Source organism: Streptomyces sp. NPDC030222, assembly GCF_055573115.1.
Genome location: NZ_JBVICA010000007.1, coordinates 162,902 through 184,864 on the forward strand (window position 1 = coordinate 162,902; position 21,963 = coordinate 184,864).

Below are 21,963 nucleotides of genomic sequence, written 5' to 3' on the forward strand. Positions count from 1 at the left end.
CGTACTCGGCGGCCGGACGCCTGTGCGAGCGGCACCGGGGCCAGGAACATCACTCAGGCCGGACGGCGATGCGGACCCGGCCCCGCGAAGGCTCGGCTCGGGGCGACCGAAGACTCAGCCCGGGGTGACGAGACCCGACTCGTACGCGGCGATGACCGCCTGGGTGCGGTCCCGGGCGCCGAGCTTGGCCAGAACCGCGCTGACGTGCGTCTTCACCGTCTCGGTGCCGACCATCAGCTCGGCGGCGATCTCCGCGTTCGACAGTCCCCGGGCCATCAGCCGCAGGACACCCGTCTCCCGGTCGGTGAGCCCCGCCCGGTCCAGGTCCTGCCGGGCCTTCCGGTTGCCGTACTCGGCGGCCAGTGAGCGGACCGCGGCCGGGAAGAGCAGTGACGTGCCCTCGGCGACCGGCCGGACCGCGTGCACGATCTCGGCGGGCCTGGACCGCTTCAGGAGGAAACCGTCGGCCCTCGCGGGTAGCGCCTCGTACACGTACTCGTCGTTCTCGAACGTCGTCACCACCAGGATCTTCGGTGGATCCGGCACGGTCCGCAGCACTGCCCCGGTCGCCGCGATCCCGTCCAGGAGAGGCATCCGCACGTCCATCGCCACCACGTCCGGGCGCAGTCGACGGACCAGCGGAATCACCGCGGCGCCGTCGGCGGCCTCGCCGACGACCTCGATGTCTTCCTGGGCCTCCAGGACGGCGCGCAGCCCCGCGCGCACCAGGGGTTCGTCGTCGACGAGAAGCACGGTGATCATCTGCTCGGCCTGTGGGTTCGAGGCGGTCCCACACGCACCCTCCGGATGCAGATGCGGCTCCCGGACGGGCCGTGGACGTCTTCCCGCCGAGCAGCGCGGCCGGTCGGCGGAACCAGGCTCGTGCAGGTGCCGCACAGCCCGTCGGCCGGTCGCCCGCGGCGCAGGGATGACCGAAGGCCACCCCAGGCGTCGGTGCCGGAAGGTTTGCCGACGGCATGACCACGGCGGACGGTGGACAGCGGTCGGAGTGTCCCGGGGAGGCCACGAGCCGCCCTTCCAGCTCGTGGCGGTGATCAATGGGACCGATCCGCCGTGACGCGCAGCCGGGCGAACTCCTCGGCCAGCGCCGCCGCCGTCCAGTGGGCGTTGAGACCGCTGGGATTGGGCAGCACCCACACCCGGGTCGCGCCGAACACCCGCTGCTGCGGCCCGATCCGGGCCGAGCGCTCACCGAAGGCCGTGCGGTACGCGGTCACGCCGACGACGGCGAGCCAGCGGGGGCGCAGCTCGGCGACCTTCGCGGTGAGGATGCGTCCGCCCTCGCGGTACTCCTCGGCCGACAGCTCGTCGGCGCGCGCGGTGGCCCGGGCCACCACATTGGTGATGCCGAGGCCGTACGACAGCAACTCGTCCTGCTCCGACGGCCGGAGCCGACGCGGGGTGAAACCCGACAGGTGCAGCACCGGCCAGAAGCGATTGCCGGGGCGGGCGAAATGATGGCCCGTGGCGGCCGACATCAGCCCCGGGTTGATACCGCAGAAGAGCACTGAGAGGCCGTCCGCGACCACGTCCGGCACGAGACGGTCACGGGCGGCCTCCAGCTCGGCGGGTGTCAGAGGATCGACCCCGGGGTGTAGGCGGCGGCCTCCGGGCGTTCCTTGACGATCTCCTCGATGCGGGAGACCAGTTGGGCGACCTGGTCGGCCGCGGCGCCGGTGAACGACAGCTTGTCGGCCATCAGTGCGTCCAGCCGGGCGCGGTCCAGCGGGAGGCGCTCGTCGGCGGCGAGCCGGTCGAGGAGCTCGTTTCGCTCGGCACCCTGCTCCCGCATGGCCAGGGCACAGGCGACCGCGTTCTCCTTGATGGCCTCGTGCGCGACCTCCCGGCCGACCCCGGCCCTGACCGCCCCCATGAGCACCTTGGTCGTGGCGAGGAACGGCAGGTAACGGTCCAGCTCACGGGCGACGACCGCGGGGAACGCCCCGAACTCGTCGAGGACCGTGAGGAAGGTCTCCAGCAGGCCGTCGAACGCGAAGAACGCGTCAGGCAGTGCGACCCGGCGCACCACCGAGCAGGACACGTCGCCCTCGTTCCACTGGTCGCCCGCCAGCTCGCCGGTCATCGACGCGTACCCGCGCAGGATCACCATGAGGCCGTTGACCCGCTCGCAGGAACGGGTGTTCATCTTGTGCGGCATCGCCGACGAGCCGACCTGGCCGGGCTTGAAGCCCTCGGTGACGAGCTCGTGGCCGGCCATCAGCCGGATCGTCTTGGCCAGCGAGGAGGGCGCTGCGGCGAGCTGCACCAGCACGGTGGCCACGTCGTAGTCGAGGGACCGCGGATAGACCTGGCCCACGGAGGTGAAGGCGTGCGCGAAGCCGAGGTGACCGGCGATGCGCTGCTCCAGCTCGGCCAGCTTCGCGGCGTCACCGCCGAGCAGGTCCAGCATGTCCTGGGCGGTACCGACCGGGCCCTTGATGCCGCGGAGCGGGTAGCGGCCCAGCAGTTCCTCAAGGCGCGCGTAGGCGACCAGCAGCTCGTCGGCAGCGGTCGCGAAGCGCTTCCCGAGCGTGGTGGCCTGCGCGGCGACGTTGTGCGAGCGCCCGGCCATGACCAGCTCCGCGTACTCCCCGGCGAGCTTGCCCAGGCGCGCGAGGACGGCGACCGTGCGGTCCCGCATCAGTTCCAGTGAGAGCCGGATCTGCAGCTGCTCGACGTTCTCGGTGAGATCGCGCGAGGTCATGCCCTTGTGGACGTGCTCGTGACCGGCGAGGGCGTTGAACTCCTCGATGCGCGCCTTCACGTCGTGACGCGTGACCTTCTCGCGTTCGGCGATCGAGGCCAGGTCGACCCGGTCGAGGACCCGCTCGTAGTCGTCGAGCGCCGCGTCCGGCACCTCGATCCCGAGGTCCTTCTGCGCACGGAGCACGGCCAGCCAGAGCTGACGCTCCAGCTTCACCTTCTGCTCGGGAGACCAGAGGACGGCGAGCTCCGCGGAGGCGTAGCGGCCGGCCAGGACGTTCGGGATGCGAGGCTTTGCAGTCACGTGACGACATTCTACTGGCGGTTCGTGCAGGCCAGCGCCCCGGTCCCGGTTGTGCGTTGCTACGAGGCCATCAGGCGGACGGTGCCTCGTACGGCAGCAGCTCGGGCCGTTTCGGCGGCAGCCCGTCCCCCGACGAGCGGCCGGTCAGCCGACGCCCGATCCACGGGATCAGGTGCTGCCGGGCGAAGCGCGCGTCCGCGGCCCGCCGGGCCGCCCAGCCGGCCCGCAGCGCGGTGGGAAGCGGGGTCCGCCAGTCCTCCTGCGGCTCCAGCCCCAGGGTCTGCCACACCGCCTCGGCCACCCGCCGGTGCCCCTCGGGCGTCAGATGGAGCCGGTCCACGTCCCACATCCGCCGGTCGCTCAGCGCCGATGCCGAGAACAGGTCGACGACGAGCGCCCCATGCCTTCCGGCGAGGACGTCGATCCGCGCGAACAGCTCCTCCATGCGTGGCCGGAATCGTTCCATCACCGGACCCTGCCGGCCGGGGCTCCGCATCAGCACCAGCTGTCCGCAGGCGGGGGAGAGGCGTTCCACCGCCTCCTCCAGACGGCCCAGCACGCCCGGCATGTCGCACTTGGGACGCAGCACGTCGTTCAGCCCGCCCACCAGGGTCACCACGTCGGCGCCCATCCCGACGGCCCGGCCCACCTGCTCGTCCACGATCTGCCCGATGAGCTTCCCGCGTACGGCGAGGTTGGCGTACCGGAAGCCCGGCGAGCGTTCCGCGAGCCGCGCCGCCAGCAGATCCGCCCAGCCCCGGTACGAGCCGTCGGGCAGCAGGTCGGACATCCCCTCGGTGAAGGAGTCGCCGACCGCGACGAAACTGGTGTAGGAAGCATGCGTTTTCATGGCGGAGCGATGCTATCGCGGTAGAGTCCAGTCGATCTCAGGGGTGACGGGGGAGGGGACCACCACCGTGAGCGAGGCAATGCCGCACGGCCTCACCGAGGCATCGGCGCACCCGCCGGCCGCGAGTGACTCCTGTGACGACAGGTTCGCACTCCCGGTCCGGGTCGCCTCGCGGCGTCGCGACGAGACGTTTCGCGCCCCGGTCGAGCGCCGGCCGCGGGGCAGGCCCCAAGAGCCCCGTCTCACGAACAGCCGGCATGCGCAGAGGTACGAGACCCGTCACGAGAGAGTGAGTGAGCAGTGTTCACCGCCGCCTTCTGGAAGGCCACCACGGAGCGGGCCATCCGTACGTTCGCTCAGTCGCTCGCCGCGGTGCTCATGGCCGGCGCCACCGATCTGTTCGACGTCGACTGGCGGGCCGCCCTCGCCACCGCCGGTCTGGCCACACTCATCGCCGTCCTGATGGCCATCGGCTCCTCCGGCCTGGGCAGACCGGGGCCCGGCCTGACCGAGACCACCGAGACCACCACCGCCCGCACGCCCCGCACGGCCGCGGCCCCGACGGCAGAGGCATGCCGGGAGGCGGGCTAGGGACTGAGCCACCGCCCGGGACTCGACGACCACCGGGGATGCAGGCTCGGTGGACAAAGCGTCCGGCACCGCATCGTCGACCGGCGACGGAGGACCGGCCTTCCCGCACCTGGTCCATGTGCCTACAGTTTGATGCTCGGGGTCGACTCGCCCGGAATGCAGGTGGGTTGAAACGGCAACGTGGTCATGCAGGCGCTCGGTCCGGACGATCCCGCATACGTCGCCGGCTACAGGCTGACGGGCAGGCTCGGCGAGGGAGGCATGGGGAAGGTCTACCAGGGCCGTTCCCAGGGCGGGCGCCTGGTCGCGGTCAAGACGGCGCGGCCGGAACTCGCGGCCGACCCCGGTTTCCGTTCGCGGTTCCGCAGCGAGGTCGAGGCGGCGCGGCGTGTCGGCGGGTTCCATACGGCACAGGTCGTCGACGCCGACCCGGACGGTGATCCGCCGTGGATGGTCACGGCCTTTGTACCGGGCAGGCCCCTGGACATGGTGATCGCCGAGGCCGGGCCGATGGACGAGGCAGCACTGCGCGAGCCGGGGGCGGCGCTGGCCGAGGCGCTGCTCGCCGTCCACAGCTGCGACCTGGTGCACCGCGACCTGAAGCCGTCCAGCATCATCATGTCGGACGACGGACCGCGCGTCCTCGACTTCGGTATCGCGCGGGCCCTGGACGAGACCCGGCTGACGAACACCAGCACGGTCGTCGGTACGCCGGGGTTCCTTGTCCCGGAGCAGATCGGGGGCGGTGTCATCGGGCCCGCGTGCGACGTCTTCGCGTTGGGCGCGGTGCTGGTGCACGCCGCCGGCGGGCGGGCCTTCGGCGAGGGCAGCCACATGGGGCTGATGTACCGGGCGGTGTCACGACGATCCGGACCTGTCGGCGGTGCCGGGCCCGCTCCGCCCCCTGGTCGCGGCGCCCGGCCATCCTGACCGGCAGGGGGCCGGCCACGCCCGATCATCGGTCTTCTCCGGAACGGGGTGACGGATCCTACGGGGACTCCGGCCGCCCCACGAGTTCCCGCAGGACGTCCTCCATGGTGACCAGACCGGAGAGGCGGTTGTCGTCGTCCAGTACGGCTGCCAGGTGCGTCCGGCTGCGGCGCATCGCCGTCAGGACGTCGTCCATCGGCGTCGCGGCCCGCACCCGGGCGATCGGGCGCATGCACGACACCGGGAACGGCTCGTCCCGCGGCATGGCGTCGAGGGCGTCCTTCACATGGAGGTAGCCGAGGATGCGGCCGTCCTTCTCGACCACGGGGAAGCGGGAGAGGCCGGACCTCGCGGCCAGCTGCTCCAGCTCCTCGGGGGTGGTCCCGGCCCAGGCGTGCACCACCCGCGACACGGGCACCACGACGTCCCGTACCGGCCGCCGGCCCAGCTCCAGCGCGTCGTGCAGCCGCTCGGCGGACCGGTCGTCGAGCAGGCCCGCGTCACCGGCGTCGGTGACCAGCCGGGCGAGTTCGTCGTCGGAGAAGGTCGCGGACACCTCACCCCTGGCCTCCACGCGCAGCAGCTTCAGCAGCCCGTTGGCGAACGCGTTGATCGCGAAGATCACCGGGCGCAGCGCCCGCGTCAGGGTCACCAGCGGTGGCCCCAGCAGCAGTGCGGTCCGCGCCGGTTCGGCGAGCGCCACGTTCTTCGGCACCATTTCGCCGAACAGCATGTGGAGGTAGGTGGCGAGGGCCAGGGCGATCACGAAGGAGACCGCGTGGGTCACGCCGGCCGGCGCCCCCGCCGCGTGGAACAGCGGCTCCAGGAGACGGGCGATGGCCGGCTCGGCGACCACGCCGAGGACCAGCGTGCACAGTGTGATGCCGAGCTGTGCGGCCGCCATCAGCGCCGACACGTGCTCCAGGCCCCACACCACGCTGCGGGCCCGCCGGTCGCCGCCCTCCGCGAGCGGCTCGATCTGCGCCCGGCGCACCGAGATCAGCGCGAACTCGGCGCCGACGAAGAACGCGTTCACGACGAGCGTCAGCACACCGATCAGGATCTGGACCGCGGTCATCGGGTGTCCTCCCCGCGGCGCCTCTCACGTCTCCGGCCACGCCCCCGGTGCCCGCGGGCACGGTCCTCGGAGCGTTCCCGGGCACCGGACCGTCCGCGGGCCGGCTTCGCTTCCTCTCCGGGCACCGGCCGCGGCACGTGCAGCACCACCCGCGCGGCACGCCGCCCCGACGCGTCCACCACGTCCAGCAGCCAGCCGTCCAGCTCGACGGTGTCGCCGATCTCCGGGATGCGTCCCAGCCGGGTGGCGACGAGTCCGGCGAGCGTCTCGTACGGGCCGTCGGGCACCCGCAGCCCGATCGTCTCCAGTTGGTCGGTCCTGGCCGCGCCGTCCGCCGAGTAGAGCGTGCGTCCGTCGGCGTCCTCCCCGGCCGGGGCCAGGTCCGGCGTCTCGTGCGGATCGTGCTCGTCGCGGACCTCGCCCACGACCTCCTCGACGATGTCCTCCAGGGTCACCACCCCGGCCGTGCCGCCGTACTCGTCGATCACCACGGCCATCGTGCGCTTGCCGGACAGCTCGTCGAGCAGTCGGTCCACGGCGAGCGTCTCCGGCACGAAGAGGGGCTCGCGGAGGAGCGCGGAGACGGGGTACCGCGGTCTGCGTCCGGCCGGCACCGCCAGGACGTCCTTGATGTGGGCGACCCCCACGACCGAGTCGAGACCGCCGCGGTAGACGGGGAAGCGGGAGAGACCGGTCGCCCGGGTGGCGTTGGCGACGTCCTCCGCCGTCGTCTGGACGTCGAGCGCCGTGACCTGGACGCGGGGCGTCATCACGTTCTCCGCGGTGAGTTCCGACAGCCGGAGGGTACGGACGAACAGTTCGGCGGTGTCGGCCTCCAGCGCGCCCTCCCGCGCGGAGTGCCGGGCGAGCGCCACCAGTTCCTGCGGGCTGCGCGCCGAGGCGAGTTCCTCGGCGGGTTCCAGACCGAGCCGGCGGACCGTGCGGTTGGCGGTGTTGTTGAGATGGCTGATGAACGGTCGGAACACGGCCGAGAACACCCTCTGGGGGGTCGCCACCACGCGCGCCACCGCCAGCGGCGAGGAGATCGCCCAGTTCTTCGGGACCAGCTCGCCCACGACCATCAGGAACACGGTCGAAAGCGCGGTCCCGAGCACCAGTGCCAGGGACGAGGCGGCCGACGCCGGGAGCCCCATCGCCTGGAGCGGGCCGGCGAGCAGCGCCGCGATCGACGGTTCGGCGAGCATGCCGATCACGAGGCTGGTGACGGTGATGCCGAGCTGTGCCCCGGAGAGCTGGAAGGTGAGGCTGCGCACGGCCTTCAGGGCGCTCGCGGCGCCTCGGTCGCCGCGCTCGACGGCCTGCTCGAGATCGCTGCGCTCGATCGTGGTCAGGGAGAACTCCGCTGCGACGAAGGCTCCACAGGCCAGCGAGAGCAGTACGGCCACCGCGAGCAGAAGCACCTCGGTCATCGGTTCACCTCAGTCCCATGATCGGCCAGGGCGGGGTGGACCGCGCGACAACGCCGGCTGTACGTCTTCCTCGCAGGTCTCGCCATGGGACGCTCGCACTCTTCCGTCGAGGGTGAATGCGCATGTCCATGGTAAAGGGACGGCAAAGGCGCCGCGGTCGGATCCGAAGGTTCCGTGACGCCGAGGCCTCCCGGCTGGGCCGGCACGCCCACGTCGCGCCGGCCGGCCATGTCGTCGGCGACCGTGGCGTGCCCGATCGCGCGGGCGTTGGACGGTGCGCTGGACCTGCCCGCGCATCGTCGACCGGTTGCGCCTGCCTGGCCAGGCCATCCACGCATGCGGATCTGCCGCTCCGGGAAGGAGTCTCCGCCGGCAACGGGTTGGACCGCCGCAGCACTTGCCGATGCTAGCGATTCCGCGCTAGCTTGATGGGGTGGCCAAGACTCAGCTGAACGTCCGGGTGGACGAATCGACCGCCGAGACCGCGCGGCAGCGCGCACTGCAGCGCGGCATGAGCGTGAACCGCTACATCGAGGAACTCGTCCGGCAGGACGCCGGCGAGGTCGGGCGTACCTTCGTGGAGGCGGCGGCCGACTTCATGAAGCAGTACGAGAACGTGTTCGCGGAGGAAGGCGAAGAGGACTCCGGCACGCGCGGCGCCCGCGCACGGGGCAGTGAGGACCGTTGAACGTCACGGTCGACCTCGCCTGGCTCCTCATGGTCGCCGAGGAGAAGATGCCCGGCGACCCGCAGGTCACCGACTGGGGCGCACTCGTCGCCGCCGTCAGCCGGCACCAGGCCGAGATCTTCGACATCCCCGTCTACGGCGATCCGCACGCCCGCGCGGCGGCCCTCCTGCAGCTCCTGCTGCACGTCCCCGCGCTGGAGCACTCCAACGCCATGTTCGCCTCCGCAGTGGCGTACGGCTATCTGGTCGCCTCCGGTCTGAACGTCGTCGCCACCCCCGCACGAGTCCGCGATCTGGCCCGGCTCGTCAAGGACGGCAGGGCCGACATACGGCGCATCGCCACCGAGCTGCGTCGCTGGAGCGACTGACCGGCGGTGCGACCAGTCGGCCGGCGGGCCGACCATGTGGGCCCCGGCGCGGGGTCACGCGAGCGTCCCGGCGCAAAGTCGGCGTACGGCGGTGTCCGCCCGGTCGCCCGGGACCGCGCCGGACCCGACAGAGGGCGGCTGCACCCGGTCGGCTCTCTTCAGGTCGATCCGCTGCGGCAGCCGGCCCACGGCAGTACCGGCTGCCCTGGACCCTCGTTGTGTCCGCCCGGCACCCACCCGGTCATCCGGCACCCGCGGTGGGCCGGCGGGCGACCCCCAGAACACACGGCGACGTCGGCAGCGGGAGGCCGACGTCCGGGACCCTGAGCCGCCGGTGGCTCAGGACCTCGAAGCCGGCTGCCTCGATCGCGCCGAGCGTGTCCCGGGCGGTGTGGCATCCGCCGAACAGCCTCGGCCACACCGTGCGGTCCAGTGACCGCTGCACCGCCGCCGGGCCCCGGCCCTGCGCCACCACGTGCTCGAAGAACCGCAGTTCACCGCCCGGCCGCAGCACGCGGGCCAGTTCCGAGAGCACCCTCGGCACGTCCCGTACCGTGCACAACACCAGAGACGCGACCGCCGCGTCGAACGCCTCGCTCTTCACCGGCAGGGCCTCCGCCACCCCCGGCACCACGTCCACCGGGACGTCCGACCGCATCGCGGCCTCCACGGCCATCCGGCGCAGTGAGCGCTCCGGTTCGATCGCCACGACCTCGGACACCGTCGCGGGGTAGTGCGCGAAGTTCAGCCCGTTGCCCGCCCCGATCTCGACGACCCGGCCGGACAGCCCGCTCAGCAGCTCGTCCCGATGGGCGGCGACTCCGCCTCTGAGATCCGCCGCCACACTCACACAGGCGTAGAAGCGGGCGAACAACGGATGGTGCACGACGTCCCGCTGATTCGGCACGGCACGTCCTCCTCACGCCGGGGAAGGTCCGACAACGGGATTCTCCCCCCGGCGCGGCGCCGTCTCACCCGTCGACGAAACAGAACTCGTTGCCCTCCGGGTCGCGCATCACCTGGTAGGTGCCCTGGGCATCCGTGACCGGCCCGCCCACCGCTGTCGCGCCGAGCCGCACCGCGGCGTCCCGCGCCTCCTCGACGTCGGCCACCAAGAGGTCCGGATGCAGACGGTTCTTCACGGTCCTCGCCTCGGGCACCTGCTGGAAGGCGAGCCGGGCGGACTGCGGCGGATCGACGTACGCCCAGGCCGGATCCCGGATCACCGGGTCACCGCCCAGCAGGGCCGCCCAGAAGCGGACCAGTCGCTCCGGGTCCTCGCAGTCGACGACGATCTGCCGCATCCGGGCCCGTGGGGGCAGCGGCGCGGCCTGCATCCGCGTCATGTGGCTCCCGTTCACGAGGCCTGGTCCCGACGGACCGCTTGTGACGCGGCGGCTTGTGACGCGCCGGTCATCCCTCGCCCCGCGCGAACGTCTCCGCGTCCCAGCGGCCACCGAGGACCGGAGCGAGCCAGTCCGCCGCACGCGCCCGGAAGTCGGCGGGCGTGAGCCCCCCTGCTCCCTCCGGCACCGCACCGACCAGCGGGGCGTCCGACACCAGCGGAAGGTCCTCCAGGTTGCACCGGGACGCCAGGTCCGGCTCCGCGGGCCAACTGCCCACCATCAGGCCCGCGCACTCCAGACCCCTGACCTTCAGCGCCTCCGTGGTGAGGGCCGTCGAGTTGAGCGTGCCCAGTCCGGGCGTGGTGACCACCAGGACGGGTGCGCCCAGCAGACGCGCCACATCGGCGAGCGTCCCGCCGTCGTCGTCGTAACGGACGAGCAGTCCGCCCGCGCCCTCCACCAGCACCAGGTCGTACTCGGCGGCCAGTTTCGCGGCGGCCTCCGCGGCCTCCTCCGGCCCCACCGCGGTGAGTCCGGCCCGCCGGGCCGATTTCGCGGGGGCCAATGGTTCCGGGAACCGGGCCAGTTCGAACCCGGTCACTCCGTCGCCGGCCAGCCGCGCGGCTTCCTCCGCGTCCCCCGGCTCACCGGGGCCGACGCCGGTCTGGGCGGGCTTCAGCACCGCTACGGTCCGGCCCTGTGCGGCGGCGACGGCGGCCACCGCCGCCGTCACGACCGTCTTGCCGATCTCCGTGCCCGTACCGCTGACCACGAGCACCGTCATGAGTGTTCCTTCCTCGCCGTTCAGCCGGCCGCGGCCGCCGCGCACACCGCACGGCCGATCCGGGCCAGGTCCTCGTCACCCGTGACGTACGGAGGCATGGTGTACACGAGGTCCCGGAACGGGCGCAGCCACACTCCCTCGCGCACAGCCGCCGCCGTCGCCGCGGCCATGTCCACCTCGTGGTCCAGCTGGACCACGCCGATGCCGCCGAGCACCCGCACCTCGCGCACCCCGGGCAGGTCCGCGGCCTCCGCGAGGCTGTCGAGCAGCCCCGCCTCCAGCCGCTTCACCTCGCGCTGCCAGTCCTGCGACAGCAGCAGCCCGATGGACGCGGAGGCGATCGACGCCGCCAGGGGATTGGCCATGAACGTCGGCCCGTGGGCGAGCACCGGCACCTCGCCCTGCGAGATCCCGTCCGCCACCCGTGCGGTGCACAGCGTCGCGGCCATCGTGAGGTAGCCGCCCGTCAACGCCTTGCCGAGGCACATCACATCGGGGGACACGCCCGCGTGCTCCGCCGCGAACAGCGCACCCGTACGGCCGAACCCGGTGGCGATCTCGTCGAACACGAGGAGCACGTCGTGCTCGTCGCAGGCCTCGCGCAGGACCCGCAGATACGCGGGGGAGTGGAACCTCATCCCGCCCGCGCCCTGGACCACCGGCTCGACGATCACCGCCGCCAGCTCTTGGGCGTGCCGCGCGATCAGCTCCCGCAGATGGCGGGAGTACGCATCGTGCGGGGCGGCGTCGAAGCCGCCGGGCGGCGCGTCCGCGAAGACCTGCTCCGGGAGCACCCCCGACCACAGCTGGTGCATCCCGCCCTCGGGGTCGCACACCGCCATCGGCTGCCAGGTGTCCCCGTGGTACCCGCCGCGCCACGTCAGCATCCGCCGTTTGGCGGGCCGTCCGACGGACCGCCAGTACTGCAGGCACATCTTCACGGCGACCTCGACCGACACCGACCCGGAGTCGCAGAGGAAGACGTGCCGCAGCGGCTCGGGCGTGATCTCGACGAGTGTGGCGGCGAGCCGCACGGCGGGCTCATGGGTGAGCCCGCCGAACATCACATGACTCATCCGGTCCAGCTGGCTGCGGGCCGCCTCGTTCAGGGCGGGGTGGTTGTACCCGTGGATCGCCGACCACCAGGACGACATGCCGTCGACCAGCTCCCGCTGCCCGTGGGCCGGTTCGGCGAGCCGCAGCCGTACCCCGGACGCGGACGCCACGACCAGCGGCTGCTGCCGGCCGGGCATGGGGCCGTATGGGTGCCAGACGTGTTCCCGGTCCAGTGCGAGCAGCTCGCCGGGGGTGAGGGACGGCTCAGGCATTGGGCGGCAGGTCGGTACCGGCACCTCGGCGGCGGACGGAGACCAGTTCCGAACGGACGTCCCCGGCAGGCGCCTGGGCGCCCTGTGCCGCCTCCACGGGCCGGGCTTCGTCCTGTGCCGCCTCCACGGGCCGGGCTTCGTCCTGTGCGGCTTCCGGCGACGCCCCACACCCGGACTCCGCCGAGTGACCGTCACCGCAGGGCCCGCAACCGCCTCCGCCGTGCGAGCCGCAGCCCGCGCCGGCCGCCGCGAGGACGTCCGCCCGGTGCTCCGGGAGCGTCGTGGTGCCCGCGCCCTCGACCTCGAAACCGGCGTCCGCGATCATGTCCAGGTCGGCCTTGCCTGCCTGACCCTCGCTGGTGAGGTAGTCACCGAGGAAGATGGAGTTGGCCAGGTGCAGCGCCAGCGGCTGCATCGACCGCAGGTGCACCTCGCGGCCACCGGCGATCCGCACCTCGACGTCCGGGCACACGAACCGCACCATCGCCAGGATCCGCAGGCAGCGCTGCGGAGTCAGGTTCCACTCCTTGCCGAGCGGCGTGCCCTCGAACGGGATCAGGAAGTTCACCGGCACCGAGTCGGGGTCCAGTTCGCGCAGCGAGAAGACCACGTCGACCAGGTCCTCGTCCGACTCGCCCATACCGGCGATCAGACCCGAGCACGCGGACAGTCCGGCGGCCTGCGCCTGCTGGACGGTGTCCACCCGGTCGGCGTAGGTGTGCGTCGTCGTGATGTCCCCGTACGTCCCTTCGGACGTGTTGAGGTTGTGGTTGTACGCGTCGGCGCCCGCCTCCCGCAGCCGGTCCGCCTGGCCCTCCGAGAGGAGCCCGAGGCAGGCGCACACCTCGACGCCCTCGTTCTGCTCCTTGATGGCCTCGATCGTCTTCGACACGCGGTCCACGTCGCGGTCCGTCGGCCCACGGCCGCTGGCCACCAGGCACACCCGCTTGGCGCCGCCGGCCACACCCGCGGCGGCGGCCGCGGACGCCTCGTCCGGCTTCAGCCAGGTGTACTTGAGGATCTCCGCCTTGGACCCCAGCCGCTGGGAGCAGTACGAACAGTCCTCCGGGCACAGGCCGGACTTGAGGTTGACGAGATAGTTGAGCTTGACCCGTCGCCCGAACCAGTGGCGCCGCACCTTGCCGGCCGCGGCCACCACATCGAGTACGTCGTCGTCGGAAGTCGCCAGGACGGCGAGTGCCTCTTCACGGGTCGGCAGCTCGCGCCCCAACCCCTTCTCCACCAGCGTGTTCAGCAGGTCCATGGCGCGATCCTCGCCTACCGCACCGCCCTCGGCCAAGGAGTGATCGCACAACATGGGGCTATTGGGGTGTGTGTATCGCCACACCGTGTTCGCGAGCGGTCACCGTTAGGGTCTGTGCGCAGCCTACAAAAGGGACCCGAACATGCCGCGTACCCCGTTCGACTGGATCGACGACCAGGCACGGCGGCGCGAACGCGCCGGTCTCGTTCGTACGCTCCGGCCGCGCCCCGCGGAGTCCCCGCTGCTCGACCTCGCAAGCAACGACTACCTGGGTCTGACGCGGCGGCCCGAGGTCACCCGGTCGGCGGCCGACGCCGCGCTGCGCTGGGGAGGCGGCTCGACCGGGTCGCGGCTGGTCACCGGAACGACCGAACTCCATGCCGAACTCGAACGGGAGCTCGCCGCGTTCTGCGGCTTCGAGGCGGCGCTCGTCCTCTCGTCCGGCTACGCCGCGAACCTGGCTGCGCTGACCGCGCTCGGCGACCAGGGGTCCCTGATCGTCTCCGACACCGGCAACCACGCATCGATCGTCGACGGCTGCCGGCTGGCGCGGGCCGAGACCGCGGTCGTTCCGCACGCCGATCCGGAGGCGGTGCGCAAGACGCTGGACGCCCACGACGGCCGGGCCCTCGTGGTCACCGACTCGGTGTTCTCCGTGGACGGCGACCGGGCCCCGCTGGAGTCGCTCGCCGAGGCGTGTACGGCCCACGGCGCCGCCCTGGTCGTGGACGACGCGCACGGGCTCGGGGTGCTGGGCGAGGGAGGCCGGGGCGCCCTGAACGGCGCGGGCCTGGCCGGATGCCACGGTGTCGTCGCCACCCTCACTCTGTCCAAGTCCCTGGGCAGCCAGGGCGGGGCGGTGCTCGGACCGGCCCGCGTCATCGAGCACCTCGTCAACACGGCCCGCACGTTCATCTTCGACACCGGCCTCGCTCCCGCTGCCGCCGGGGCTGCACTCGGAGCCCTCCGTCTGCTGCAACACGAACCCGGACTTGCCGCGCGGGCCCGTGCGGTGGCCACCGGACTGTACGAGCGGCTGACCGCGGAGGGACTCGTCGCGGCGTGCCCCGACGCCGCCGTGGTATCGGTCCGGGCACCTTCGCCGGAGGCCGCGGTGCGCTGGGCCGCGGACTGCCGGGAGGGGGGCCTCGCGGTCGGATGCTTCCGGCCGCCGTCGGTGCCGGACGGCATCTCCCGTCTCCGGCTCACCGCTCGAGCCGATCTCACGGAGCAGCAGATCGACACCGCGGTCGACACGATCCTGCGGACGGCCCCCGCGGTCTGACCGGCGGTCGCCACCGGACGGATAGGGCGCCACACCCCACATACGGTCTCTCGTCGCATAGTTCACTGCATCGAGCGACAGATGTGCACCTATCTTGGTGGATCCGCCCGCGGGCCACACCTCGAATGGCACTCTGGCGCGAAGCGCAATCCGAGGCCGCGAGCGATCCGGGCGGCCCGGTGGGAAAGGGACAGCGTCGCCATGGCAGACCACCAGGAAGCATCCGTCACCCTGCCGAGCGACCCGGCCTCGGTCCCCACCGCCCGAAGATTCGTGAGCGAACTCCTCACCCGGTGGGGCCTGCCCGACGACGCCGAGACCGCCGACTCCGTCCGGGTGATCGTCTCCGAACTCGCCACCAACGCGGTCCAGCACACCTTCGGACAGTCCCCGACCTTCACCGTCGACGTACGGCTGGAACGCGACGAACTCCTCTGCATCGGGGTGACCGACAGCCACCCCCGACTGCCCCGACGGCTTCCCGCGGCGGTCCAGCAGGACAACGGCCGGGGAATGGTCATCATCCGCTGGCTGACGGCGGAGTCCGGCGGCCGGCTGTGGGTCACTCCCACGGCGGACGGCGGGAAGACCGTCCGCATCTCCCTGCCCTGGCCGCTCGTCGTCCGGCCCTGAACGGGTCTGGTCCGCTCGGCCCGGCCCCGATCTGGTCCTCTCGGACCGGGCTCCGGCCGTCGTCGCGCTCGCCGTCGCATGGTTCACGGTGGTGGCGCTGCCAGCCACCCCGCTCGGTGACCGGCTGGGCAGGGCCACGCGCGGCATGGGCGGTGGAACGTGTCGGCGGGGCGGCGCTCACCGCTCTGGGGCCGACCCTGGTGGCCGGTCCCGCGATGCTGTGATGAGCCCCCGCCCGATCAGCCTCGGCAGCACGCCCCACAGCGCTACGAACAGCAGGACGGTGCACAGCCCGCATACGATCCCCCAGGTCCGGCCGAGCGTGACGTCCACGACGAGCAGGACCGAACCCGCGAGGGCGAGTGCGAGGACCGCCATCCCGAAACGTGCGAGTTGCGACGAGACCACCACGATCTGTGGTTTGGCGCCCTGCTGGAACAGCATGCGGTGCACCGCGGCGGGCGCCGTGAGCAGCGCCGTGGCCACGACTGCCAGCAGCAGGGTGACCACATAGGTGGTGACCTGGTAGCTGTCGAGGGAGGGGAAGCGCTGGGTGAACGCGAGCGTCAGCAGGAAGGCGAAGAGGATCTGCACACCCATCTGCGTGACGCGCAGTTCCTGCAGCAGCTCGTTGAAGTTGCGGTCGGCGCGTTCGAGGCGGGTTTCGTGCCGGCTTCCGCGGGGTTCGTCGTCAGCCATACGGTGACGGGTACCCCGCAGTGATGCAGAGATGGGTGCCTGGCGCCGATGATTCCACCGGATGCGGCGCGAGGGGTCCGCGGCGCGTCCCGGGCCATGTTTCGTGGTGCGGACCGGGCCGTGTTCACGTGGTGCGGGCGGGGCCACGTGCCCCGTGGTGCGGGCCGGGCCGAGTCCCGCCGCGCCGCGGACCGGACCTCGGACGTCGAGGACCGGACCTCAGACCAGGCCGCGCTCCGCCGCGCTGCGCTCGACGCAGAACTCGTTGCCCTCGGGATCGGCCATGACGACCCAGCCCAGGCCGTCGTCGGTGCGCCGGTCGTCGACGATCCGCGCGCCGAGCGCGCCGAGCCGGGTCACTTCCGCGTCCCGGGTGCCGGTGGGCGGCTGGATGTCGAGGTGGACGCGGTTCTTGACCGTCTTGTCGTCGGGCACGCGGATGAACAGCAGTCCGGGCGCCTCCGGCCGGTCCGATTCGAGCAGGACCTCGTCGTCCTCGGGCTCCGAGTCCACCAGCGGATAGCCGGTGAGGGCCGCCCAGAACTCGGCGACCCGGTACGGATCGCGTGCGTCGAACGTGATGTGGCGTACGGGGTTGAGGCCTGACACGGGACTCCTCGGGGAACGCGGTCGTCGGTGACGGATCGTCACGGCCGCTGGGCGAACAGGGCGGACGTTCCGCAACGGACCGCGGGGACGGCTCGGGCAACCGCCAACGTACCGTCCCCGCCTGCGCGTCGGGCTAGCGTACGCGTCCGTAGAGGACCTTGGAGGACCAGATCTTCTCCAGCTTCACATGGGAGCCGGTCTTGGGAGAGTGCCAGATCCTGCCGTTACCGGCGTATATCCCCACGTGGTAGACGTGCCCGCCGGAGTGGAAGAAGACGAGGTCACCGCGCTGTCGGCTGGACGCCGAGATATGCCGCGTCCTGTTGTACTGCGCCTGGGCGGTGCGCGGCAGGGACTTGCCCGCCTTCTTGTACGAGTAGAGCGTCAGGCCCGAGCAGTCGAACCGGTTCGGTCCCGCGGCGCCGTACTTGTAAGGGGAACCCTTCTTCGACGCGGCGACCTGGAGCGCCTTCGTCGCATGGGCCGTCACGGCGTGGGCCTCGGTCGCCCCTCCGGGTGCCACGATGGTGGCGCCCACGGCGGCGAGTGTCAGAGCGGAAGCGGCACCGGCTCGGGACAGCAGGAACGGAATGTTGATCTGCGCAGACATGCGCAACCCTTCGTCAGCCGCCTGTGAAGGATGACCTGTCGGGTTCGGGCAGGCGAAGATGCCCGGCCGCTGGCGCGGCTTCACCCCAAGGGACGGCGTACTTCCCGTCCCGTCGTGCTTGGGTCCTCCACTCCTGCCGATGCAATCGAGTCGACCTGAATCCGGGACGGCGGCAGGACTCGGCGTCCGCCCGGACCGCCCCGCCGCGGTGGCGGGGGCTTGTCGTCCCAGGGATCTTGACTCATCACTTGCCGGATTTCCGAGTCGAAACGGCGGTTTGTGAGGCTCCTCACGACTGATCCGTTCGAGTGGACAGGGGCGATTCGGGACATCTCGCAGAGGGTGTGACCATGGCTGTACCAGCACTGGAGCCAAGTGTTCCGCTTCCCGATCGCCCAGGCCGCGCAAGTCGACTGGCACAGAATCAGAAGCTATGCAATCACTCGTTCGGAGGAATCAGGCTGGTGCATCTGAGCGAACCCCGAGTCCACGGCGCGATTCAACTCGCCGAAGAGGGCGGCACGGTGAGCCGTGCCGCTCTCCGCTCCCCGTCCAACACCCGCAGGGCTTGTGCCAATGTGACGGTATACAGATGTGACTCGCCGCGCTCATGCATCAGGGCGAGCGCGTCCCGCAGCGCCGCCGAACGGCCGACGAGCGCCTGCGCCGCCCGGAGCGCATGGTAGGTGTCCGTCCCGCGGGCGGGGTTGATCCGGCCCAGCAGGTCCACCACTTCGAGATACCGGTCGATGACATCGCCCTCGGCGCGGGTCAGGGCGGGCAGGCGAGGGAGCTCGGGCACCACCTGCCTCACCGTCCGCCGAGCGGGCCCGACGCGGGCTTCCGGCTCGTCATGACCGCGTCGATCAATCCGTAGGCGCGGGCGGCCTCAGCCTCGAACACCGTTGTGCGGTCGAGGACTTCGGTGACCAGGTCCGGGCTGCGCCCCGTGTGGCGCCCCAGCAGTCGGGCGACGGTCGCCCGCCCGCGCAGCAACTCCGCGGCATGGACCTCCAGATCGGACGGGGTGCCGTGCAACGGCTCCTCGAGAGAGGGCTGCTGGAGCACCACCCGGGTACTGGGCAGCGCGAAGCGCTTGCCGGGCGTGCCGGCTGCGAGCAGCACTGCCGCCACCGAGCCGCACTGGCCCAGGCAGACCGTCTCCACGTCGCAGGTGACGAACTGCATCGTGTCGTGGATCGCCGTCATCGCCGTGACCGAACCGCCCGGCGCGTTGATGTAGAGCGAGATGTCCCGGTCCGCTGCGGCGTGCTCCAGATGCATGAACTGGGCCATCACGTCGTTGGCGACGGCGTCGTCGATGACGGTGCCGATCACGACGATCCTCTCCTGGAGCAGCTTCGAATACGGGTCGAGGGTGCGGACTCCGTTCGCGGTGCGCTCCGTGAACTCCGGCAGGACGTAGCGGGCGGCGGGACGGTTCATTGGCCAGCCTCTCCTCTTGCGCGCTGTGGCAGCGGCAGCGACCTCTGTAAAAAATGTACAGGACGTACAGAAGGTTAGAATGGGCAGCATGGCCTACGAGATTCCGGTGACGCAAGCCCGCGCAGAGCTCGCCGAGCTCATCAACCGCGTCGTATACGGCGGCGAACGGGTGGTCGTGACCCGCCACGGGAAGCCGCTCGTCGCCCTGGTGTCCGCCGATGACCTGCAACGACTCGAAGGCGGTCCGAACGCGGCGGTCGAGCCGGACGAGCAGGTGATCAGCTCGGTCTCCTCCGTCCGCAGCGGCCCGACGTCCGCTGCGGGCGAACGGCGCCGGTTCGGGATCGCCGCGGAGCACCGCACTCCCGGCGCCGACGGCTGAGCGGACGGGCCGCGCGGCCCATAGGTGCGGGATCACTCGGCGATCCGGACGGCGGACCGGCCGCGTTCCCGCGGCTGATCGTCCAGGCCCGGGCCGGCCTGCGTGGTGATGTCGGTGGGCGAACGGTCTCGTTAACCAGCACGAAACCCACGGTAATCGCTAGGAAACGCCGCGCGACTAGCGTGCGCAACCCTGGATGCGCGCCGCCGTCGGGCCGGTCCGGTCCGGCCGGTGCGACGACTGTGAGGTGGGACGCGTGCAACTGACCCCGCACGAGCAGGAACGGCTGCTCGTCCATGTGGCCGCGGACGTGGCGGAGCGACGGCGGGCCCGTGGAGTGCTGCTGAACCATCCCGAGGCCGTGGCGCTCATCACCGCGCACGTCCTGGAAGGCGCCCGCGACGGCAGGACGGTCGCCGAACTCATGGCCTCCGGACGCAAGGTGCTCACCCGCGACGAGGTCATGGAGGGCATTCCCGAGATGATCCACGACGTCCAGGTCGAGGCCACCTTCCCCGACGGCACCAAACTCGTCACCGTCCACGACCCGATCGCCTGACGGGGGCGTGCGGATGATCCCCGGAGAGTTCCTGTACGCCGAGACGCCCGTCCTCCTCAACGAAGGACGTCCCGTCACCCGGCTCACCGTGCTCAATGCGGCGGACCGGCCCGTCCAGGTCGGTTCCCACTACCACTTCGCCGAGGTCAATCCCGGCCTGGAGTTCGACCGTCCGGCGGCTCACGGGCAGCGGCTGAACATCGCCGCCGGCACGGCCGTGCGCTTCGAGCCCGGCATCCCCGTCGACGTGGAGCTCGTCCCGCTCGCCGGCCTGCGGGTCGTGCCGGGCCTGCGCGGAGAGACCGGAGGTTCCCTCGATGCCTGAGCTGTCCCGCCCCGTCTACGCCGACCTGTTCGGGCCGACCACGGGCGACCGCATCCGGCTCGCGGACACCGATCTGCTCGTCGAGATCGAGGAGGACCGCTGCGGCGGGCCCGGACTCGCGGGCGACGAGGCGGTGTTCGGCGGCGGAAAGGTGATCCGCGAGTCCATGGGACAGGCCCGTACGACACGGGCCCAGGGGGCACCCGACACCGTCGTCACCGGCGCGGTGATCGTTGATCACTGGGGCGTCGTCAAGGCCGACATAGGCATCCGCGACGGGCGCATCACCGGCATCGGCAAGGCGGGCAACCCCGACACCATGGACGGCGTCCACCCCGACCTGGTCATCGGGCCCGAAACAGAGATCATCGCGGGCAACGGCAGGATCGTGACCGCCGGTGCCGTCGACGCCCATGTCCACTTCATCTCACCGACCGTCGTCGACCAGGCGCTGACGTCGGGGATCACCACCCTCGTCGGCGGCGGCACCGGCCCGGCCGAAGGCACCAAGGCCACCACCATCACCCCGGGTCAATGGCACCTCGCCCGGATGTTCGAGGCGTTGGAGCACTATCCCGTCAACATCGGTCTGCTGGGCAAGGGGAACACCGTGTCCCGGGAGGCGCTGTTCTCCCAACTGCGCGGCGGCGCCGTAGGTTTCAAGATCCATGAGGACTGGGGCGCCACCCCGGCCGCCATCGACGCCTGCCTGACCGTGTGCGAGGAGACCGGCGCCCAGCTCGCCGTCCACACCGACACCCTCAACGAGGCCGGATTCGTCGGCGACACCCTGGCCGCGGTCAAGGGCCGCACCGTCCACGCGTACCACACGGAAGGCGCGGGCGGCGGCCACGCCCCGGACATCATCACGGTGGTCTCCGAGCCGTACGTGCTGCCCAGTTCCACCAACCCGACGCGCCCCCACACCGTCAACACCATCGAGGAACACCTCGACATGCTGATGGTCTGCCACCACCTCAACCCCGCCGTCCCCGAAGACCTGGCCTTCGCGGAGTCCCGGATCCGTCCCTCCACCATCGCGGCCGAGGACGTACTCCACGACCTGGGCGCCATCTCGATCATCTCCTCCGACTCCCAGGCGATGGGCCGCATCGGTGAAGTGATCACCCGGACCTGGCAGACCGCGCACGTGATGAAGAAGCGCAGGGGCACGCTGCCGGGGGACGGGCGCGCTGACAACCTGCGGGCCCGCCGCTACGTCGCCAAGTACACGATCAATCCCGCCGTCGCCCAGGGCATGGACCACGAGATCGGATCCGTCGAGACCGGCAAGCTCGCCGACCTCGTCCTCTGGGACCCCGCGTTCTTCGGCGTCAAACCGGCCCTGGTCATCAAGGGCGGACAGATCGCCTACGCGCAGATGGGCGACGCCAACGCCTCCATCCCCACTCCACAGCCCGTACTGCCGCGCCCCATGTTCGGCGCCATCGGCCGCGCGCCCGCCACTAACTCCGTCAACTTCGCCACCGCCCAGGCGATCGAGGACGGACTCGCCGAGCACCTCGGGCTCGGCAAGCGGTTCGTGCCGATCCGCGGCACCCGCGGCGTCACCAAGGCCGACATGCGGGAGAACGACGCCCTGCCGCGCGTCGAGGTCGACCCCGACACCTTCACGGTCTCGATCGACGGCGAACCGGTCGAGCCGGCCCCTGCCGCCGAACTGCCCATGGCCCAGCGCTACTTCCTCTTCTAATGGCCGAACGGACACC

26 protein-coding genes and 1 riboswitch are annotated in these 21,963 nt (G+C 71.5%); of the genes, 10 read left to right on the forward strand and 16 right to left on the reverse strand.

The genetic code is table 11. The features are described 5' to 3' along the window. Window positions 1-114: 114 nt before the first annotated feature. From ACZ4Z5_RS13240 to ACZ4Z5_RS13255, 4 genes are all read right to left on the reverse strand, one after another. On the reverse strand, window positions 115-762 hold the full coding sequence (locus ACZ4Z5_RS13240; RefSeq protein ID WP_468261048.1) for a response regulator transcription factor: 648 nt from the start codon (window positions 760-762) through the stop codon (window positions 115-117). A gap of 293 nt (window positions 763-1,055) precedes the next feature. After that, window positions 1,056-1,598, reverse strand: coding sequence for a G/U mismatch-specific DNA glycosylase (gene mug / locus ACZ4Z5_RS13245; protein ID WP_468261496.1), 543 nt, complete (start codon window positions 1,596-1,598; stop codon window positions 1,056-1,058). Continuing rightward, complete coding sequence (purB, locus tag ACZ4Z5_RS13250; RefSeq protein ID WP_468261051.1) at window positions 1,595-3,028, reverse strand: adenylosuccinate lyase; 1,434 nt, start codon at window positions 3,026-3,028, stop codon at window positions 1,595-1,597. Before purB ends, mug begins: the two co-directional genes overlap by 4 nt. 70 nt (window positions 3,029-3,098) lie before the next feature. Continuing rightward, window positions 3,099-3,878, reverse strand: coding sequence for an SGNH/GDSL hydrolase family protein (locus ACZ4Z5_RS13255; RefSeq protein WP_468261054.1), 780 nt, complete (start codon window positions 3,876-3,878; stop codon window positions 3,099-3,101). A 300-nt stretch (window positions 3,879-4,178) separates the two neighbouring features. On the opposite strand from ACZ4Z5_RS13255, the gene ACZ4Z5_RS13260 reads away from it, so the two are divergent. Further along, window positions 4,179-4,469 carry a holin gene (locus tag ACZ4Z5_RS13260; protein ID WP_468261057.1) on the forward strand — a complete coding sequence of 97 codons (291 nt, stop codon included), beginning with the start codon at window positions 4,179-4,181 and terminating at the stop codon, window positions 4,467-4,469. Window positions 4,470-4,655: 186 nt separating this feature from the next. Then, on the forward strand, window positions 4,656-5,399 hold the full coding sequence (locus ACZ4Z5_RS13265; protein WP_468261060.1) for a serine/threonine-protein kinase: 744 nt from the start codon (window positions 4,656-4,658) through the stop codon (window positions 5,397-5,399). 58 nt (window positions 5,400-5,457) lie between these two features. On the opposite strand, the gene ACZ4Z5_RS13270 is transcribed toward ACZ4Z5_RS13265, so the two are convergent. Next, the gene (locus tag ACZ4Z5_RS13270; protein WP_468261063.1) at window positions 5,458-6,477 is read right to left on the reverse strand and encodes a hemolysin family protein; all 1,020 of its coding nucleotides are present in this window, start codon (window positions 6,475-6,477) and stop codon (window positions 5,458-5,460) included. After that, window positions 6,474-7,907 (reverse strand): hemolysin family protein, encoded by a 1,434-nt coding sequence (locus ACZ4Z5_RS13275; RefSeq protein ID WP_468261066.1) that lies wholly within the window; start codon window positions 7,905-7,907, stop codon window positions 6,474-6,476. The genes ACZ4Z5_RS13270 and ACZ4Z5_RS13275 overlap by 4 nt, the downstream gene beginning before the upstream one ends. A 433-nt stretch (window positions 7,908-8,340) precedes the next feature. Here ACZ4Z5_RS13275 and ACZ4Z5_RS13280 point away from each other — a divergent pair, with 433 nt between their 5' ends. Together ACZ4Z5_RS13280 and ACZ4Z5_RS13285 are read left to right on the forward strand one after the other, a co-directional pair. Continuing rightward, complete coding sequence (locus ACZ4Z5_RS13280; RefSeq protein ID WP_468261069.1) at window positions 8,341-8,595, forward strand: antitoxin; 255 nt, start codon at window positions 8,341-8,343, stop codon at window positions 8,593-8,595. Next, entirely contained in the window at window positions 8,592-8,963 is a 372-nt protein-coding gene (locus tag ACZ4Z5_RS13285; RefSeq protein ID WP_468261071.1) for a fic family toxin-antitoxin system, toxin component, read from the forward strand. The genes ACZ4Z5_RS13280 and ACZ4Z5_RS13285 overlap by 4 nt, the downstream gene beginning before the upstream one ends. Before the next feature lie 241 nt (window positions 8,964-9,204). On the opposite strand, the gene ACZ4Z5_RS13290 is transcribed toward ACZ4Z5_RS13285, so the two are convergent. From ACZ4Z5_RS13290 to bioB, 5 genes are all read right to left on the reverse strand, one after another. Next, window positions 9,205-9,870 (reverse strand): class I SAM-dependent methyltransferase, encoded by a 666-nt coding sequence (locus ACZ4Z5_RS13290; protein WP_468261074.1) that lies wholly within the window; start codon window positions 9,868-9,870, stop codon window positions 9,205-9,207. Between the two features lie 64 nt (window positions 9,871-9,934). Further along, on the reverse strand, window positions 9,935-10,309 hold the full coding sequence (locus ACZ4Z5_RS13295) for a VOC family protein (protein ID WP_468261076.1): 375 nt from the start codon (window positions 10,307-10,309) through the stop codon (window positions 9,935-9,937). Window positions 10,310-10,376: 67 nt separating this feature from the next. Then, window positions 10,377-11,093 (reverse strand): dethiobiotin synthase, encoded by a 717-nt coding sequence (gene bioD / locus ACZ4Z5_RS13300; protein ID WP_468261078.1) that lies wholly within the window; start codon window positions 11,091-11,093, stop codon window positions 10,377-10,379. Between the two features lie 20 nt (window positions 11,094-11,113). Next, window positions 11,114-12,421, reverse strand: a complete 1,308-nt coding sequence (locus tag ACZ4Z5_RS13305) for an adenosylmethionine--8-amino-7-oxononanoate transaminase (protein WP_468261081.1) — start codon at window positions 12,419-12,421, stop codon at window positions 11,114-11,116. Further along, a complete protein-coding gene (gene bioB / locus ACZ4Z5_RS13310; RefSeq protein WP_468261083.1) occupies window positions 12,414-13,685 on the reverse strand; it encodes a biotin synthase BioB in 1,272 nt (423 codons plus the stop codon). Before bioB ends, ACZ4Z5_RS13305 begins: the two co-directional genes overlap by 8 nt. A 142-nt stretch (window positions 13,686-13,827) precedes the next feature. Between bioB and ACZ4Z5_RS13315 the strand changes: the two genes are divergently transcribed. Next, the gene (locus ACZ4Z5_RS13315; RefSeq protein ID WP_468261086.1) at window positions 13,828-14,970 is read left to right on the forward strand and encodes an 8-amino-7-oxononanoate synthase; all 1,143 of its coding nucleotides are present in this window, start codon (window positions 13,828-13,830) and stop codon (window positions 14,968-14,970) included. Window positions 14,971-15,171: 201 nt separating this feature from the next. Continuing rightward, window positions 15,172-15,603 (forward strand): ATP-binding protein, encoded by a 432-nt coding sequence (locus ACZ4Z5_RS13320; RefSeq protein WP_468261088.1) that lies wholly within the window; start codon window positions 15,172-15,174, stop codon window positions 15,601-15,603. A 177-nt stretch (window positions 15,604-15,780) separates the two neighbouring features. Here ACZ4Z5_RS13320 and ACZ4Z5_RS13325 read toward each other — a convergent pair whose 3' ends face one another. From ACZ4Z5_RS13325 to ACZ4Z5_RS13345, 5 genes are all read right to left on the reverse strand, one after another. Continuing rightward, window positions 15,781-16,302, reverse strand: coding sequence for a DUF6328 family protein (locus ACZ4Z5_RS13325; protein WP_468261090.1), 522 nt, complete (start codon window positions 16,300-16,302; stop codon window positions 15,781-15,783). Window positions 16,303-16,521: 219 nt separating this feature from the next. Further along, complete coding sequence (locus tag ACZ4Z5_RS13330) at window positions 16,522-16,911, reverse strand: VOC family protein (protein ID WP_468261093.1); 390 nt, start codon at window positions 16,909-16,911, stop codon at window positions 16,522-16,524. 133 nt (window positions 16,912-17,044) lie between these two features. Next, window positions 17,045-17,521, reverse strand: coding sequence for a C40 family peptidase (locus ACZ4Z5_RS13335; RefSeq protein ID WP_468261096.1), 477 nt, complete (start codon window positions 17,519-17,521; stop codon window positions 17,045-17,047). A gap of 3 nt (window positions 17,522-17,524) precedes the next feature. Next, a riboswitch (cyclic di-AMP (ydaO/yuaA leader) is annotated at window positions 17,525-17,687 on the reverse strand. A 333-nt stretch (window positions 17,688-18,020) separates the two neighbouring features. Further along, window positions 18,021-18,326: a hypothetical protein gene (locus tag ACZ4Z5_RS13340; RefSeq protein WP_468261098.1), complete on the reverse strand. Its 306-nt coding sequence runs from the start codon at window positions 18,324-18,326 to the stop codon at window positions 18,021-18,023. A 5-nt stretch (window positions 18,327-18,331) separates the two neighbouring features. Continuing rightward, window positions 18,332-18,967, reverse strand: a complete 636-nt coding sequence (locus tag ACZ4Z5_RS13345; protein ID WP_468261101.1) for an ATP-dependent Clp protease proteolytic subunit — start codon at window positions 18,965-18,967, stop codon at window positions 18,332-18,334. 88 nt (window positions 18,968-19,055) lie between these two features. On the opposite strand from ACZ4Z5_RS13345, the gene ACZ4Z5_RS13350 reads away from it, so the two are divergent. The 4 genes from ACZ4Z5_RS13350 to ACZ4Z5_RS13365 all read left to right on the forward strand — a co-directional run bounded on the left by ACZ4Z5_RS13350 (window position 19,056) and on the right by ACZ4Z5_RS13365 (window position 21,947). Next, entirely contained in the window at window positions 19,056-19,349 is a 294-nt protein-coding gene (locus ACZ4Z5_RS13350; protein ID WP_468261104.1) for a type II toxin-antitoxin system Phd/YefM family antitoxin, read from the forward strand. 256 nt (window positions 19,350-19,605) lie between these two features. Next, a complete protein-coding gene (locus ACZ4Z5_RS13355) occupies window positions 19,606-19,908 on the forward strand; it encodes an urease subunit gamma (protein ID WP_468261106.1) in 303 nt (100 codons plus the stop codon). 13 nt (window positions 19,909-19,921) lie between these two features. Beyond that, a complete protein-coding gene (locus tag ACZ4Z5_RS13360; RefSeq protein WP_468261109.1) occupies window positions 19,922-20,233 on the forward strand; it encodes an urease subunit beta in 312 nt (103 codons plus the stop codon). Further along, window positions 20,226-21,947, forward strand: coding sequence for an urease subunit alpha (locus tag ACZ4Z5_RS13365; RefSeq protein ID WP_468261112.1), 1,722 nt, complete (start codon window positions 20,226-20,228; stop codon window positions 21,945-21,947). The genes ACZ4Z5_RS13360 and ACZ4Z5_RS13365 overlap by 8 nt, the downstream gene beginning before the upstream one ends. The last annotated feature ends 16 nt before the right edge of the window (window positions 21,948-21,963 follow it).